At 63.0% G+C, this 14754-nt stretch carries 14 protein-coding genes and 1 tRNA gene; 6 read left to right on the top strand and 9 right to left on the bottom strand.

Features of this window, described 5'->3' with window-relative positions; all coding sequences use genetic code 11:
* Nucleotides 1-27: 27 nt before the first annotated feature.
* Together ACR9Y6_RS16610 and ACR9Y6_RS16605 are read right to left on the bottom strand one after the other, a co-directional pair.
* The gene (locus tag ACR9Y6_RS16610; RefSeq protein WP_306848974.1) at nucleotides 28-768 is read right to left on the bottom strand and encodes a response regulator; all 741 of its coding nucleotides are present in this window, start codon (nucleotides 766-768) and stop codon (nucleotides 28-30) included.
* Between the two features lie 46 nt (nucleotides 769-814).
* Nucleotides 815-1360 (bottom strand): thioredoxin family protein, encoded by a 546-nt coding sequence (locus tag ACR9Y6_RS16605; protein WP_481282287.1) that lies wholly within the window; start codon nucleotides 1358-1360, stop codon nucleotides 815-817.
* Between the two features lie 281 nt (nucleotides 1361-1641).
* Here ACR9Y6_RS16605 and ACR9Y6_RS16600 point away from each other — a divergent pair, with 281 nt between their 5' ends.
* Nucleotides 1642-2058 carry an organic hydroperoxide resistance protein gene (locus tag ACR9Y6_RS16600; RefSeq protein ID WP_481282286.1) on the top strand — a complete coding sequence of 139 codons (417 nt, stop codon included), beginning with the start codon at nucleotides 1642-1644 and terminating at the stop codon, nucleotides 2056-2058.
* Nucleotides 2059-2245: 187 nt separating this feature from the next.
* Here ACR9Y6_RS16600 and ACR9Y6_RS16595 read toward each other — a convergent pair whose 3' ends face one another.
* Entirely contained in the window at nucleotides 2246-2455 is a 210-nt protein-coding gene (locus ACR9Y6_RS16595) for a GntR family transcriptional regulator (protein WP_481282285.1), read from the bottom strand.
* Between the two features lie 113 nt (nucleotides 2456-2568).
* Here ACR9Y6_RS16595 and ACR9Y6_RS16590 point away from each other — a divergent pair, with 113 nt between their 5' ends.
* The 3 genes from ACR9Y6_RS16590 (at nucleotide 2569) to ACR9Y6_RS16580 (ending at nucleotide 4083) form a co-directional block, all read left to right on the top strand.
* Entirely contained in the window at nucleotides 2569-3018 is a 450-nt protein-coding gene (locus tag ACR9Y6_RS16590) for a VOC family protein (protein WP_481282284.1), read from the top strand.
* 247 nt (nucleotides 3019-3265) lie between these two features.
* The gene (locus ACR9Y6_RS16585) at nucleotides 3266-3862 is read left to right on the top strand and encodes an NUDIX domain-containing protein (protein ID WP_481282283.1); all 597 of its coding nucleotides are present in this window, start codon (nucleotides 3266-3268) and stop codon (nucleotides 3860-3862) included.
* Between the two features lie 23 nt (nucleotides 3863-3885).
* Entirely contained in the window at nucleotides 3886-4083 is a 198-nt protein-coding gene (locus ACR9Y6_RS16580; RefSeq protein ID WP_481282282.1) for a hypothetical protein, read from the top strand.
* Here the strand turns inward: ACR9Y6_RS16580 and ACR9Y6_RS16575 are convergent.
* From ACR9Y6_RS16575 to ACR9Y6_RS16555, 5 genes are all read right to left on the bottom strand, one after another.
* Nucleotides 4075-4587, bottom strand: a complete 513-nt coding sequence (locus ACR9Y6_RS16575) for a hypothetical protein (protein ID WP_481282281.1) — start codon at nucleotides 4585-4587, stop codon at nucleotides 4075-4077. The genes ACR9Y6_RS16580 and ACR9Y6_RS16575 overlap by 9 nt on opposite strands.
* Nucleotides 4588-4709: 122 nt before the next feature.
* Nucleotides 4710-4786 (bottom strand) — tRNA-Arg (locus ACR9Y6_RS16570).
* Nucleotides 4787-4840: 54 nt separating this feature from the next.
* Nucleotides 4841-5746 carry a LytTR family DNA-binding domain-containing protein gene (locus tag ACR9Y6_RS16565; RefSeq protein WP_481282280.1) on the bottom strand — a complete coding sequence of 302 codons (906 nt, stop codon included), beginning with the start codon at nucleotides 5744-5746 and terminating at the stop codon, nucleotides 4841-4843.
* A gap of 226 nt (nucleotides 5747-5972) precedes the next feature.
* Nucleotides 5973-7856 (bottom strand): M61 family metallopeptidase, encoded by a 1884-nt coding sequence (locus tag ACR9Y6_RS16560; protein ID WP_481282748.1) that lies wholly within the window; start codon nucleotides 7854-7856, stop codon nucleotides 5973-5975.
* A gap of 193 nt (nucleotides 7857-8049) precedes the next feature.
* Complete coding sequence (locus tag ACR9Y6_RS16555; RefSeq protein ID WP_481282279.1) at nucleotides 8050-8754, bottom strand: glutathione S-transferase N-terminal domain-containing protein; 705 nt, start codon at nucleotides 8752-8754, stop codon at nucleotides 8050-8052.
* A 213-nt stretch (nucleotides 8755-8967) separates the two neighbouring features.
* On the opposite strand from ACR9Y6_RS16555, the gene ACR9Y6_RS16550 reads away from it, so the two are divergent.
* Complete coding sequence (locus tag ACR9Y6_RS16550; RefSeq protein WP_481282278.1) at nucleotides 8968-10074, top strand: hypothetical protein; 1107 nt, start codon at nucleotides 8968-8970, stop codon at nucleotides 10072-10074.
* 269 nt (nucleotides 10075-10343) lie between these two features.
* Entirely contained in the window at nucleotides 10344-13379 is a 3036-nt protein-coding gene (locus ACR9Y6_RS16545) for a TonB-dependent receptor (protein WP_481282277.1), read from the top strand.
* A gap of 103 nt (nucleotides 13380-13482) precedes the next feature.
* Here ACR9Y6_RS16545 and ACR9Y6_RS16540 read toward each other — a convergent pair whose 3' ends face one another.
* Entirely contained in the window at nucleotides 13483-14736 is a 1254-nt protein-coding gene (locus ACR9Y6_RS16540) for a hypothetical protein (protein WP_481282276.1), read from the bottom strand.
* Nucleotides 14737-14754 lie beyond the last annotated feature (18 nt).

Below are 14754 nucleotides of genomic sequence, written 5' to 3'. Positions count from 1 at the left end.
GTGGCGCGCGCAAGCCCCCGCCGGCCTTCATGACGCATCTCCATGCACGGTCACCGGCATGCAGAACACGTAGCCTTCGCTGCGCACGGTCTTGATGTAAGCCTGCTCCTTCGCATCGTCTTTCAGGCGCTGGCGAAGGCGGCTCACCATGAGGTCGATGGAGCGATCGAACAACTCCGCGTCACGGCCCTGCGTGAGGTTCAACAGCTGGTCGCGCGACAGCACGCGCTGCGGGTGATCGAGCAGCACGCGCAGCAGGCGGAACTCCGCGCCGCTCAGCGAGACCACGGTGCCGTCGTCGTCCAGCAGGTGGCGCGCGGTCGTATCGAGGCGCCAGCGACCGAACGAAATGGTCTCGCTGGACTCGGTGATGCGCAGGTTCGGCGGCAGCATCCTCGTGCGCCGGATCACCGCCTTGATACGCGCCAGCAGTTCGCGCGGAGAGAACGGCTTCACCACATAGTCGTCGGCGCCCATTTCCAGCCCGATGATGCGGTCGGTCTCGTCGTCGCGCGCCGTGAGCAGGAGGATCGGCACCGCCCGGTGCTTGCCGCTGCGCAGGTTGCGGCAGAGTACGAGGCCGTCGTCGCCCGGCATCATGATGTCGAGCACGATGAGGTCGAAAGCCGAGGTGTCCAGCTGCGCCATCATCTCGCGGCCGTCCGCGGCGGCGGTGGCACGCAAGCCGTTCTTGCGCAGGTAATCGACGACGCCCGTGCGGATGCCGTGGTCGTCGTCGACGACGAGGATGTGATCGGTATGTTCCATGCGCGAAGCTCTCTCGGTGACTGTGTGGTGCGCGAGGTCGGTTACATCATGCCTTGCCCAGGAGCTGACTGACGCGGGCTTCGGTTTCTTCGTAGTTTCCCTCACCGAAATGGCTGTAGACCACCCGGCCATCGCGGTCGATCAGGTACAGCGCCGGCCAGAAGCGGTTTCCATAGGCGTTCCATGTCTGGTAGCCGTTATCCATGGCGACCGGCCAGGTGATGCCATAGCGGGCGATCGCCGCCTTCACGTTGGCGGGGTCGCGTTCCTCGTCGTACTCCGGCGTGTGCACACCGATTACCACGAGACCGTCCTTGGCGTATTTGTCGTAAAGCGCCTTGGTATGCGGCAACACATGCAGGCAGTTGATGCATTCATGCGTCCAGAACTCGACCAGAACCACCTTGCCGCGCAATCCGGCGATGGACAGTGGCTGTGAATTGAACCAGTGATCGATACCGGCGAAGTCCGGGGTGGGAGCCTTGGCGGTGGAATCCTGGGCGAGCGCGGTGGAAGACCAGTTACCCGGCCAGGCCGCGACGAGGGCGGCACCGATGGCCAGGGTGGCGAGGGCAAGGCGGATGGGGCGCATGGGGGAGACCTCTTGGTGGCGACAGGGGCGCGATGGACGTACCGCGCATGGACTTATTGGACGCCCGCCGCTTATCCCGCACGTGTCCCCCACCCCGCCTTTTTGTATCGGCATGTACAAGCCGCGGACGGGTCGCCCAAGACCGTCGCGCATGCGCTTTGTATCCGAATGTGTCGAGCCGTCGCCGCGACACGGTTCAATGCACTTCCGCCGGCATCGGGACACAGCCCGGATACGCCCTCGCGGTTTCCTATGACCACCCCTCAACGGAAACCAAGACCATGGCCCAGATCGAGAATGTCCTCTATACCGGCAAGACCCACACCACCGGCGGCCGCGACGGCGAGTCGCGCAGCTCGGACGGCCGCCTCAACGTGAAGCTTTCCTCCCCGGGCGGCCCGGGCACCGGCAGCAATCCCGAGCAGTTGCTCGGCGCGGGGTGGTCGGCCTGTTTCATCGGAGCCATGGGCATCGCCGCCCGCGAGCGCAAGATCGCCCTGCCGAAGGACACGGCGGTCGACGCGGAGATCGACCTCGGCACCGGCGACGGCGGCTACTTCCTGCAGGCCCGCCTCACGGTCAGCCTCCCCGGTCTCGACCCGGACGTCGCGCACGAGCTGATCCAGTCGGCGCATCGCACCTGCCCCTACTCGAAGGCGACGCGGGGGAACATCGACGTGGAGATTCATCTGGCCTGACCGCATGCGCAGCCATCGGCGCCGGGGAACATCACCGGTGCCGATGTGAAGCCTGTTTTTGTTCTTCCTGTACCCGGACCCGGCGTCGGGCACGGCTTCGCCCTCGCATTCGCCGTGCGTATTGAGGGGAAAGCGAAGATCCAAGCACACCCGAGCCTGGTGGGAAGCGGACTCGGTCTGCCAGTCGTTATGCGCCTCCTGCAGCGCCACGAATTCCCCGACCCTTGACGCTGCGCGTCAGGCCCCGCCGTTCAAGAACGGCATAGGCCTTCGTCACCGTGCCAAGCCCCACGCCCAGTTTCCACGCCAGATCACGATGGGCGGGCAGGCGGTCGCCACCTGTCAACCGCCCCTCGATAATAATCGGCGAGAGCAAGTACCACCCGGTCGGCGGCATTGGCCTCGATGTTTGCAAGACGAGGCTCCCAGGGGGATTGCAGCAGCCCGGTCGCAAACTCGTTGAAAAGTTTCACGTTACACTAGTGCAATAAACAGCAGGTGTAACATAGGTTGAAACAAGCGCCGGCCATTATTGCTGAGCGTATCGAGGTTCGAATGTTCAGCCATGTAACCGTCGGAACGCGTGATCTAGAGCGGGCAGGACATTTCTATGACGCCGTGCTTGCCCCACTCGGCCTGAACCGCCGTGCTATTACGCCCGATGGCGGGCCTGCGGCGCTTTGCTGGGTAACACCACAATCTCCCTTGCCACGCTTCTACGTCTACGACCCCTTCAATGGCGAAGCGGCCACGGTTGGCAACGGCAGTTTGGTCGCCTTTCTGGCGCCGTCGAAGGAAGCGGTGAACGAGGCTTATGCCGGCGGTATGGCACATGGCGGAACGGACGAGGGCGGCCCCGGACCACGTCCGCACTATGGCGACGGCTATTTCGGCGCTTATCTGCGCGACCCCGACGGAAACAAGGTCCACATCGTTCATCGCGGCGATCTCCCGCAATAGCGCGGGCAAGCCTTTTTGATTTCTGGAGAAAGCCCGAATGATCGCCAGCCAGATTGCCCTCGTCTACTTTCCGGCAATCCGCTAGCGGTCGTCACCGGTGCGGACAACTTGACGACGGATGAGATGCAGCGATTGACGCCTGACACGCGATGATGCCAGCCGAATATGGGTCGGCGGCGAAACGCGCACGCACGTCGAAGGCCGGTTACACGGGCTCTGAAAAGGCAGACGAAAACGAGGTGATTTGATGGAAAGCAGTGTTTACCGCCCAATTTCCGAACGCGTATTGGCAGATGATTGGGGACGGCTGACCAAATATGAATATGAACTCCAACTGAGAGATGGAAGTTGGCAGAAGCAGACGCGGGAGGCCTATGATCGCGGCAACGGGGCGACGTGCCTGTTGTACAACCCCGCAAACGACCATGTCTTGCTGACCTGCCAATTCCGGTTGCCGGTTCTTTTGAATGGCGGCCTGGAGTCACTGATCGAGACACCGGCGGGGCTGCTGGAAGGCGTTGAGCCGGCAACGCGCATGCGTGCGGAACTGATTGAGGAAACTGGTTATGAGGTTTCCGAACTCACACATCTGTTCGATGTCTATATGAGCCCCGGATCGGTCACGGAATACCTGGCATTTTTCTATGGCGAGTATGCCGAGAAAGATAAAGTTGGCGCAGGCGGCGGCTCCTCTGACGAGGGAGAAGACATAGATGTCCTGGAAGTCGCCTTGCCGGAGGCAATGCGGATGATCGGCCGTGGCGATATTCGCGATGCCAAGACAATTATTCTGCTCCAGCATCTTGCCCTTCGGATTTTGCAGGAAAATCACGGGACACGCTGATCCCAAGCTGCTGGCAATTGATCGTGAACGGCCTGACGGAACAGCGTCGGGTCAATCTGATCATTGTTTTGAAAATCGAAAATGCCGAGGAGTTTCAGCACATCTACCGCCCGCCCAGCCCCGTTCACACATGCGCCGCATCGGCAACAGACATCCTCAGAATGCTGGTGCGCTACAAAACCTGGGCGAATGAACTAGTGCCGAACGTTGCGCTATTTTAGGGCCGACTTAATCAATGACGTTATAAAGCCCCATTCATCTTCTTCACCCATATCGACATGAGTGAGCTTTCGCAGGCTGGTACCCGACGTTGCCAGGTGGTGGTCGATCTGATCGGCGAATGGCCGATAAGCCCCAACGATGGTGACATCAAAATCCGCGAGGACGGCAATGGTCCTCGAATCGTTGTACGCAACCCATTCGGTCGAGGTTTTCGCCGGGTTATCGGGCATTGCAGTAAAGGAATCCCAGTCGAAGGAAAACGACTCCGCACTGGGTTCGGCCCCGTCCACCGTTCCATAACCACAGATCCACCAGACCGGATCGGTACTCGCATCTCGCAACGCATCCCAAAGGACTCTAGGCATGCGATGCAATTCATATCTATTCCGATCGAATAGCCCCCCGCGCCAGTTCTCCCTGGCAAAAACCTCGGTCGCGCCTTCGTCTTCGATGAAGAAGAATCGGCGAGCCTCGGCTATTTTCATGGGGGTGGGAGAGGCCATGCTTGAAGTCATCACCTGATGGACGGTCCATGGCTTCCCTGTGGAAGCCGGTCCGCCTTGGAGGATAAGAAATCGGGGAGCGCAGCGACCGCGCGAAACGAAGGAACGAAGGAACGAAAGAATGGCGCGCCTGGAGGGATTCGAACCCCCGACCAATGGCTTCGGAAGCCACTACTCTATCCGGCTGAGCTACAGGCGCGTAACTGCGGATCGGCATTGTAGCGGGAATGGCCCGGGCGGCCTAGCCTGGATGTCAGGCCCGGGCCGGCACCGGCCCGGCGCCCGCCGCCACGGAGCGAAGGCTTTCCCTGTAACGCCGGCTGCACGGCAGGACGCTGCCATCGGCCATGTGCAGGCGGGCCTCGCCCGCGTCCAGGGGTTCGATGGCCGTGACCTGGGCCAACTGGACGATATAGCTGCGGTGGGCGCGAACGAACACAGCCGGGTCGAGACGGGTCTCCAGCGCCGCCAACGTGCTGCGCAACGGGTAGTCGCGCCCACGCACGCGCAGGTTCACGTAATTGCCCGAGGCCTGCGCCCATTCGATGTCGGCGGTGGCGACGAGGAAATCACGGCCGAGCTTGCGCACGAGGAAACGCTCGGGGCGGTCCACGGGCTCGACGGGCGCCCCCTCGTCCGGCGCGTCGAGCAGATGGGCCTCGCCCTGCACGCGCCGGCCGAACCACTCCACCATGTGCCAGAACGCGACGATGACGAAGACCGTGCGGATGTCCTTGAGGTATTCGTAGACCATCTGCAAACGTAACGAACCCGGATCGAATGGGACGCCTGCCAATCGGTAAACGAAGAGACGCAACGAGTCCATGCCGGCCACGTGCAGGACGCACCACAGGACACTGCCGAGGAAATACAGCGGCAGGCGGCGGCGCCACGTATCCGCATGCAGAGGCCATCGGTCGCAGGCACGCAGAAGGAAAGGCAACATCAGCAGCGAGACGAGCACGCTGGTGAATTCATTGGTGGCGATCTGCCAGGTGACGGCGGAGATACCGTAGCGATCGGCATCCATCCGCTCGGTGAGGGTATTGCCGATGGCCGCGCTGACGAAGGCCACGATCCAGAAGGCGACCATGTAGCGGCGCCGGCGACGGTGCGCACGGTCGAGTTCGAGGCCTGGCGGCGTGGGCGCTGGGGTCATGCACCGGATGATAACGCCCGGCGCCTTGTGGGAGCCGCCTCGGCGACCCGGGTAGGAGCCGACCTGGTGGGAGCCGACCTTGTCGGCGATCCGGCGGCAGCGGGCCAGGTACGGCGAGCACCCATCACCGACAGGGTCGGCTCCCACCTGTGTGGCTTGCATCTTGCCGCCGCCCGGATCTTGCGTGGCTCGCACAGTAGGAGGGCGCCTTGCGGCGCCCTCCTTTTTACTTCGCCTTGTACAGCTCGCCTAGCCAGTCGGGCTTGCTCTTGTCCCGCTCGAGATGCGGGTACTTGAGACCTTCGTGGTAGTCGATCTTGATCGTCTTGTACTGGTCGAAATTCTTCACCAGCAGTTCGATCGGTGCCTTGTCGGTCTTCGCGGCGGTGACGGCGTCCTTCAACGCGTCGCCGTCGAATTCCTTGTTGTTCACCGCGACGATGTGCATGCCCGGCGACAGGCCGGCATTGAACGCGGGACCATCCCAGCGCACGTCGGAGATATCGCCCTTGGACGACACGGCGAAGCCAGCGGAATAGGTCAGGTCGGTGTAGTGACGGCGGCCTTCGATGGCCTTGAGCGCATCGGACGGCTTGTCGTTATAGACGAGCTTCCAGCCACCGCGCTCGATGCCTTCGAGGTCGCCCTTGTGGCCATCGACGCGATCGCGCAGGTACGTCGCCCAGTCGTACGGCGTGATGCCGTTGAGCGTGGAGACCACTTCCTCGAAGGTATACGGATTCACCTTCCAGTCGCCGTCCTTCATGCCGAAGAAGGCCTTGGCGAAATCGTCGAGCGAGCGCTTGTTCTTCGTCAGCTCACGCAGCTTCGTGTCGACGTCGAGCCAGATCATCTGGCCGCCCGAATAGTAATCCTCGCTCATCTGGTAGTTGCGATACGAGAGCGGGCGACGCTGCGCGATGGTCGGGTCGTTGGTGGTGTCCTGGATGTTGCGCCATGACAAGCCCGGACGGCCCTTGTCGTAGGTAGCGGCGACGAAGGCGAGCATGTCGCGCGCCTGGTCCTGCGAGAGCAGGCCGGCACGCGCGGCGACCACGTTGCCCCAGAACTGCGTCTGGCCTTCGTAGACCCACAGCAGGCTGTCGCCCATCGGCACGTTGAAGTTCGGCGTGGCCAGGTCGGCGCCACGACGGTACTTGCCGTCCCACGAGTGGTTGTATTCATGCGCGAGCAGGTCGCGGCCGAGCCAGCTCTTGTCCCACTCGGTGAAGTAGTTGGGCGAAGCACTGTTCTCGGAGGAACGATGATGCTCGAGGCCGATGCCGCCGAGCTTCTCGGTCAGCGCCAGCAGGAAGTCGTAATGATTGTAGTGGCGTGCACCGTAGAGCTTGTCCATCTGCTGGACCAGCTTGCGGTGGATCTCGAGCGCTTCCGGCTTGATCTCCAGCGCCTTGGCATTATCGGCCACGATGTTCAGGTGCACCGGCGAGCGACCGTTGGGATCGAGGTCGACGCGCTTGAAGTAGCGGCCGGCGAAGATCGGCGAATCGACGAGGTCGTCATAGTCGATCGCCTTGAAGGTGACCGTGTCGCCATCCTTGCTGGCCTGCTCCAGCGCCGTGCCGAACTGGAAGCCCGCCGGGAACTTCACCGACGGCTCGACCTGGATGCGATCCGCGCGATAGCCCGCCGGATACAGCGATACCTGGTTCCACTGCACGTTGACGATATCGGGCGTCATGACGATGCGGCCCTGGCGGGCATCCTGCGGCGTCAACGTCTGGAACTCCACGTCCACCGAGGACGCACCGGCCGGCACGTCCACATGGAAGGCGTAGACGTTGAACTCGTCGCGCTTCCACTCGATGCGCTTGCCACCGGCGGTGACGATCAAGCCGGCGAACTGGTCGATAGGACCGCTGGGGGAATGGTGGCCCGGAATCCACTCGGGGAACAGCAGGGTCAGCGGACCCGGCTGCGCGGGGATGTTTTCGCGCACGCGGAAGATGCGCCGGTCGAGGTCGGTGGCGTCGACGACGAGCTTGAGGGTGCCGTTATAAGCGGTGTCTTGCGGTGCGGGAACATCGTCCGCGCGGACGGCCGGGGCGCCGATACCGGCCAGGGCGGCCAGCAGCGCGGAGGCGAGCATGGTGGATTTCACTGTGTTCTCCCATGGAGCGTAATGGTCGCCCGTCCATCCGTGTCGAGCGGATCGGCGCGTTCCCCTGAGGCCCGCGCAAGCCCTCGATCCTAAACGCCGGACTGCGGGGTTCCCTATGCCAGAGGTCACGGGCGTGGCCCGTACCGGCCCTGAAACGGGAGAATCGCAGGATACTGCCGGCTCAACCCCTGGCGGGAATCTTCAGGCCGCGCTGCACCGCGGGGCGCGACATGCCGCGTTCGAGCCAGGCGATGACGTTCTCGTATTCGTCGAAACCGACCAGGTCGCGGGCACCATAGAAGGTCACGAGGTTGTTGACCCACCCCAGCGTGGCGATGTCGGCGATGGTGTATTCGTCGCCCACGATCCATTCGCGCCCTTCGAGCCGCTTGTCGAGCACGCCGAGCAGGCGCTTCGACTCCGCCACGTAGCGCTGCAACGGACGCTTGTCCTCGTACTCGCGGCCGGCGAACTTGTGGAAGAAACCGACCTGCCCGAACATCGGGCCGATGCCGGCCATCTGGAAGAACAGCCACTGGATGGTTTCCCAACGGCCAGCGGCGTCCGCGGGAATGAAACGGCCGGTCTTCTCGGCCAGGTACAGCAGGATCGCTCCGGACTCGAACAGGCCGATGGGCTTGCCGTCCGGTCCATCCGGATCGACGATCGCCGGGATTTTCCCATTCGGGTTGAGCGCGACGAATTCGGGCAGCTTGCTTTCGTCCTTGCCGATGTCGACGAGGTGCGGCTCGTAGGGCAGGCCCAGCTCCTCCAGCATGATCGATACCTTCACGCCGTTCGGCGTGGGCAGCGAATAGAGCTGGATGCGCTCCGGGTGGGCCGCCGGCCATACGGCATTGATCGGGAAGCTCGTGAGATCGGACATGGGACATTCCTTCGCGGCGTGAACGCTGAAAGTAGGGGGTGGCTGGCGACGATTCAATGCCGGCCGCCCATGCAGACGTACGCCATGCCGGGCGAGCGCCCCCTGCGCGACGGGGTGCCGGCTGTCGCACCGCATCGCGGCGCACGCGCACCAGGACGCCCTGACGACGCATACACTGCCTCCGCTCCCAACCAACGCCCGCAAAGGACTGCCATGGCCCAGCCATACACCACCGCGTCGCGGTGTACCGTCATTCTTGCCGCCGCCTGCATGGCCGGCACCTGCGCTGCGCAAGCGGCGACCACACATCCCATCACGGCCTTCGACCGGGCCGTCGCCGCGGGGTTGCCCCGTACCGTATCCCTTGCCGCGTCGACGCAGCGATCACGCGGCACAGAGGAAGCGAACGCTCTCGTCGTCGAATCGCAACTCGACATCGGCGTTCGTTTCGCCGACGGCGAAACCGGCGACATGTACCTTGCGACCTGGAAAGGCGAGCAGGCCGTCGTCACCCGCTCCGGCGACCACCTGGACATCACGGTGGCTCGCCGCGATGGCGTATCCGTCACAGGCTTCGACCGCGAAGACGACACTCCCCACGTTGTCGAGTCCGCGAACGACGACAACGCGAAACATGCCGCGGTGGAACATGCGGACCGCAAGGGCCTATCCGCACGGAACACCAGCGAACCCAGACGTCCCGGCGTGAACAAACCGCCCACGCTGACATTCTGGATGTTCCTTCACGACGACACGCTCGGCGTGGACCGAAGGCATATACATGCCAGGTACGTTGCCTGGTGGATCGCGGACATGAAAACGATCCTTCCGACCTATCGGCTGTGGGCAATCTATAGCCAGCAGGTCGAGGGGCTCACCGATATGCCCTATGGACACGAGGGGTCGCTCCGCGACTGGACGACGGCGATGGATCTCTACGAGCGACGGAACAAGTTGCCGCGCATCCCGGGAAAGTTCGAATACAAGTTCATGCTGGTCACGAGTCATGAGCCGCTGCCCGGCGTCACCGGGCAAGCGTGGCTCGGAGGCGAAGAAGCCATCGCCTCGCTCTCGGGCCGCTACACGATCATCGCCCATGAATACGGACACACCCTGGCCGCCACGCATGAAGACGCCGAGGTGCAATGGTCGTCATTCTGGCCATGCGAGACCAACCTGATCTCCAGCACCGTCGCGTTGCGGTCCAATTGCTATCGCTACTCGCGGAAGAACGAACGCAACATTCGCGTCCACCTGGCGCGCGAGTGGACCGTGCCGGTCAACCCCGATCCGCCGGGGATTCCGCTCTTCTGTCAATAAGGACGCCCCATAAGGACGTCCATACCCCTATACAACTTCGTAACTTTTCGCTATAACCGGTAGCAAGTGCTGCATCGCAGCACGCGCTGTCTGCTGAACGGAAGCGACGCGTTCGCACGCGTTTATCGGCTCATCCCGCTCCGGCAACCCTTCGGTTGCCGGTGTCGGGCATGTGCCCGGGGGTCACCACAACACCGATATCCAGGTTCCGCGTCCGCGGAGCCCGGGCATGCCTTTGCCTTGAAATCGTTCCGAGGAGGCGTTTCTTCATGCTCAGCTTCAAGTCTCTCAACAAGACCACCCTTGCCGTCGCGCTGGCGCTCGCTTCGAGTCCCGCGGCTTTCGCCCAGTCGACGACGGGCGGCATCTTCGGACAGGCACCCGTCGCCGCCGGCCAGACGGTGGTCGTCACCAGCGATACCGGCCTCAGCCGCGAAATTCCGGTAGACGACCGTGGCAAGTATTCCGTGGGCCAGCTGCCGCTGGGTACCTATACGGTCAGCTTGCGCGCCCACGGCCAGACCATCGACACGCGGCAGAACATCGTGCTCAAGGTCGGCGCCGGCACCGAGGTGTCGTTCGCGGCGAGCGAGGCCCAGACACTCAGCGGCGTGACCGTGTCCGCGTCGGCCTTGCCGAAGATCGACGTTTCCACCATCGATTCCCGCACCGTGGTCACCTCCGAGCAGCTCGCCCGCCTGCCGCTGGGCCGCAATTCGGAAGCCATCGCCCTGCTCGCGCCGGGCGTGGTCAACAACGGCGGCAGCTTCAAGGGTCCTACGGGCAATTCCCTGGTGAGTTTCGGCGGTTCGGCAGCCAGCGAGAACGCGTACTACGTGAACGGCTTCGCCACGACCGACCCGTTGCGCGGGTTCGGCGGCTTGTCGTTGCCCTACGGTGCCATCGACCAGCAGGAGGTCTATACCGGCGGTTACAGCGCCCAGTACGGCCGTTCCGACGGCGGCGTGATCAACGTGGTCGGCAAGCGCGGCACGAACGACTGGCATTTCGGCGCGCAGGTATTGTGGGAGCCGAACTTCGCCCGCGCCAGCCAGCGCGACCGCTACTACGAGAATGGCCTGCCCGCCTCGCCACGCGCGGGCTCGCTGTATGCGCCCGATAGCGAGAACGACACCGACAGCACCACGGTAAGCGCCTATGCCGGCGGACCGTTGATAAAGGACAAGCTGTTCGTCTTCGTCGCCGGCGAATTCCAGCGGCAGGAAGGCAACACCGTGAACCCGGTCAGCGGCTACACCAGCACCAAGCCCTATGTGGATTACCGATACGACTCTCCGCGCTGGTACGCGAAGATCGACTGGAACATCACGGACAACCACATCCTGGAAGTGACCGGCGCATCGGACAAGTACGAAACCTCCGGCAGCGTCTACAACTACGATTACAACAGCCGCACGCGCCTCGCCCGCATCGGCCAGAACGACGACACCAAGGCCGGCGGCGACCTCTGGACGGCGAAGTACACCGGCTACATCACCGACGATCTCACCATCACCGCCCTCTACGGCAAGCTGCACACCACCGATTACGACGCACCCGGCGGCTACGATCCCTCGCTCACCTATGTGGACGGCCTGGTCAACCAGAATCCGGCCTTGAACGGCGGCATCGGGCGCGGCAACAGCCAGACCGTGTCCAGCCTGATTCCTTCCGGGCGCGGCAACCGCACCACCAACACCCGCTTCGACATCACCTACAAGATCGGCGACCACACGATCACCGCCGGCATCGACAACCAGACCGCGACGGCGCTCGACCAGGGCTCGGTCACTTCGGGCCCGGGTTACTCGTGGACCTATGGCCAGGGAGATCCCGATACGCCTATCTCCACCGGGCTTGGCGTGCCGGCTACAGGCGGCTTCCCCAATGGTGCCGAAGGCTATTACGTGGTGCGGAACATCAACAGCAGCCTCGCCACCGTGCGCTCCACGCAGCGCGCGCAATACATCGAGGACAAGTGGCAGATCAACGATCGCTGGCTGCTCTCGGTGGGCTTGCGCAACGACCAGTTCCAGAACTTCAATGCGGACGGTGATGCCTTCATCACGCAGCACAAGCCGCAATGGGCACCGCGCCTCGGCGCCAGCTGGGACGTCTACGGCGACGCGACGTTCAAGGTGTACGCCAACGCAGGCCGGTATTACCTGGGCCTGCCGCTCAATCCGGCGTTGAACGCCGCGGGCGGCGCACTCACCACCTCGCAATACTTCACGTACGGTGGCATCGCCGCCGATGGCACGCCGACCGGCCTCACCACCATCTCACCGCCCGTCGCGGCGAACAATACCTTCGGCCAACTCCCCGATCCGAAAACGGTGACGACCAAGGGCCTGAAATCGGAGTACCAGGACGAATTCATCCTCGGCTTCACCAAGACGCTGGGCACCGACTGGGTCTATGGCGCGAAGGCCACGCAACGCGTCCTGCGCAACGCCATCGACGACTATTGCGACATCGACCTGGTGCTGGCCAAGGCCCAGTCGCTCGGCTACGACGTCACCACCGACAGCAACCCCGTGAGTTGCTGGCTGTTCAACCCGGGCAAGGCGAACACCTTCAATCTCGTCGACACCTCGGGCAACTACGTGAGCGTGCCGCTCACCAACAAGGAATTCGGCTTCGATCGCTTGAAGCGCCGCTACTACGCGTTGGAAACCTTCCTGGAGCATCCCTTCAGCAACGGCTGGTACGGCAAGGTGAGCTACACCTTCTCGCGAAGCTATGGCAACACGGAAGGACAGCTACGCTCGGATCTCTACCGCGAATCGCGCGGCACGGGCCAGACCGCGGTCTCCACGACGCAGGACTGGGACAACTCGTACATCATGGTCAATACCAACGGCGTGCAGAACAACGATCACAAGCACCAGCTGAAGTTCTTCGGCTACTACGAGTTCACGCCCGAGTGGCTGGTCAGCGGAAACCTAAGCATGATCTCGGGCGCACCAAAACCTTGCCTCGGATACTTCGGCGTCGATCGCACCGATCCGGCCGGCTATGGCAACAGCTACCACTTCTGCAATGGCCTGCCCTCGCCGCCGGGAAGCCACGGACGCCTGCCCTGGGTGCGCCAGATCGATCTTGGCGTCACCTATCGTCCGGCCTTCGCCGATTCGAAGCTGGCGTTCAACGCCAACGTTTTCAACGTGCTCAACGAGCAGAAGGTGATCGGCATCTATCCCAACGCCGAGTCCAACCCCAACCTCGCCAATCCGCTCTATGGAACGCCGACCTCGCGCCAGCTTCCGCGCTACGTGCGGCTCAGCGTGAATTACGACTACTGAGGCCGATACGCGTCGGAAACGCATCGGGGGCGGCCTTGTCGGGTCGCCCCCGATATACATGGCCTGGTCAACGGGCACAAATTCTTCGACCAGGGTATGGCGATCACGGCAACGTCGTCGAGACGGCGTTGGCGTCGTGATTGCTGTCTTCCGCAATGCCGACGGCATATGACCCACCCTTGGATGCGGTCACAAGAAGACTCTTCGCGCCTCCGCCGAAGAAAGGCACCGGCGTCACGACCAGTGGCGATGCCGGATTGAAGATCGCGGCCTGCGTGTTCTCGCTGCCGTTGTCACCCGCCACGACGACGAGGTCGTTGTCGCCCAGCGCTGTCGCCATGACCGTCGCATCCGCATGCAGTGGCGGAATGGAAAGGACGACATTGTTTACTGGGTCGCTGAACCCGTCGTTCTGACGACCATCGGACATCTGATACCGGTAGACCAGGTGACCCAGGTCATTGAGGAACAGGCCGGCACTTCGCTTGCCTATGTTATCCCCGCCGAAGTTCGGAAGATTGAGAACGCTGGCCGTCGCCGCGGGATTTGCCCAGAACGCCGCCCTGCCAAAGGGTGCCGTCGGGAACACGCATGTGCCGATGATCTGTAACGAAGAGTTGATAGCGGTTCCGACGCAATAGCTGCTTCCGGTTCGCTTCGCCAGATTGGCGGTGACGTAAATCCCCAGCGGTCCGGTTGGCGTCGCGACCTTGGGCGTTACCGTGCCTGTTCCGCTCGGGCAATTCAACAAAACCGCGGGATTTCCACCGCCCGCCGAATTGGCGACATCCGCTACCTCGCAGTTATCGCCGCTGCCCGACACTTGCACAGCCGTCCCGCTACCCGGCGGCCAGAGGACGGCCGTCGAGTTTCCGTTACCCCCCATGCTCTGGCCGGCAACGAATCCAGACTGGTTGTATGCCCCAACCGAGGTGCTTACGTCGGCACCCAATCCCAACAGGCCAGGTAAAGGCGCCAGCTTGGTGGGAGATGTCCCCGGGGACGTACTGCTCCAGGCTACCGCGAACACCACGCCGCCTGAATCCGAGCAGCTGCCTATCACCCTTCCATTGTTGGCGACCCCTACGGCCGCGCAACCCTTGCCCGTTGCCAGGGGAGGAAGAGCGACTTCGCTACCCGCCGTGGAGACCCAGGCGACGAGCGAACCGTTCGTATTGCCGGGCTTGCAACTGCCTGCGACGACGCCGGAGTCGTTGACATCGCTCGCACTGCATTGCGCGCCGGCGGCGTGCCCGAGACTCATCAATGACGCAGCCATGACTGGCTCGGGATGTACGACGATCCATCCAGCAATCGTCAATGAAAGAAGGCTCAACCCGCAATCCTGGACTTTCATGGAGCTCTCCTTGCTCAC

This window comes from Luteibacter sp. TLI7-4A, assembly GCF_056754745.1.
This window is presented reverse-complemented; position numbering and strand designations above follow the sequence as displayed.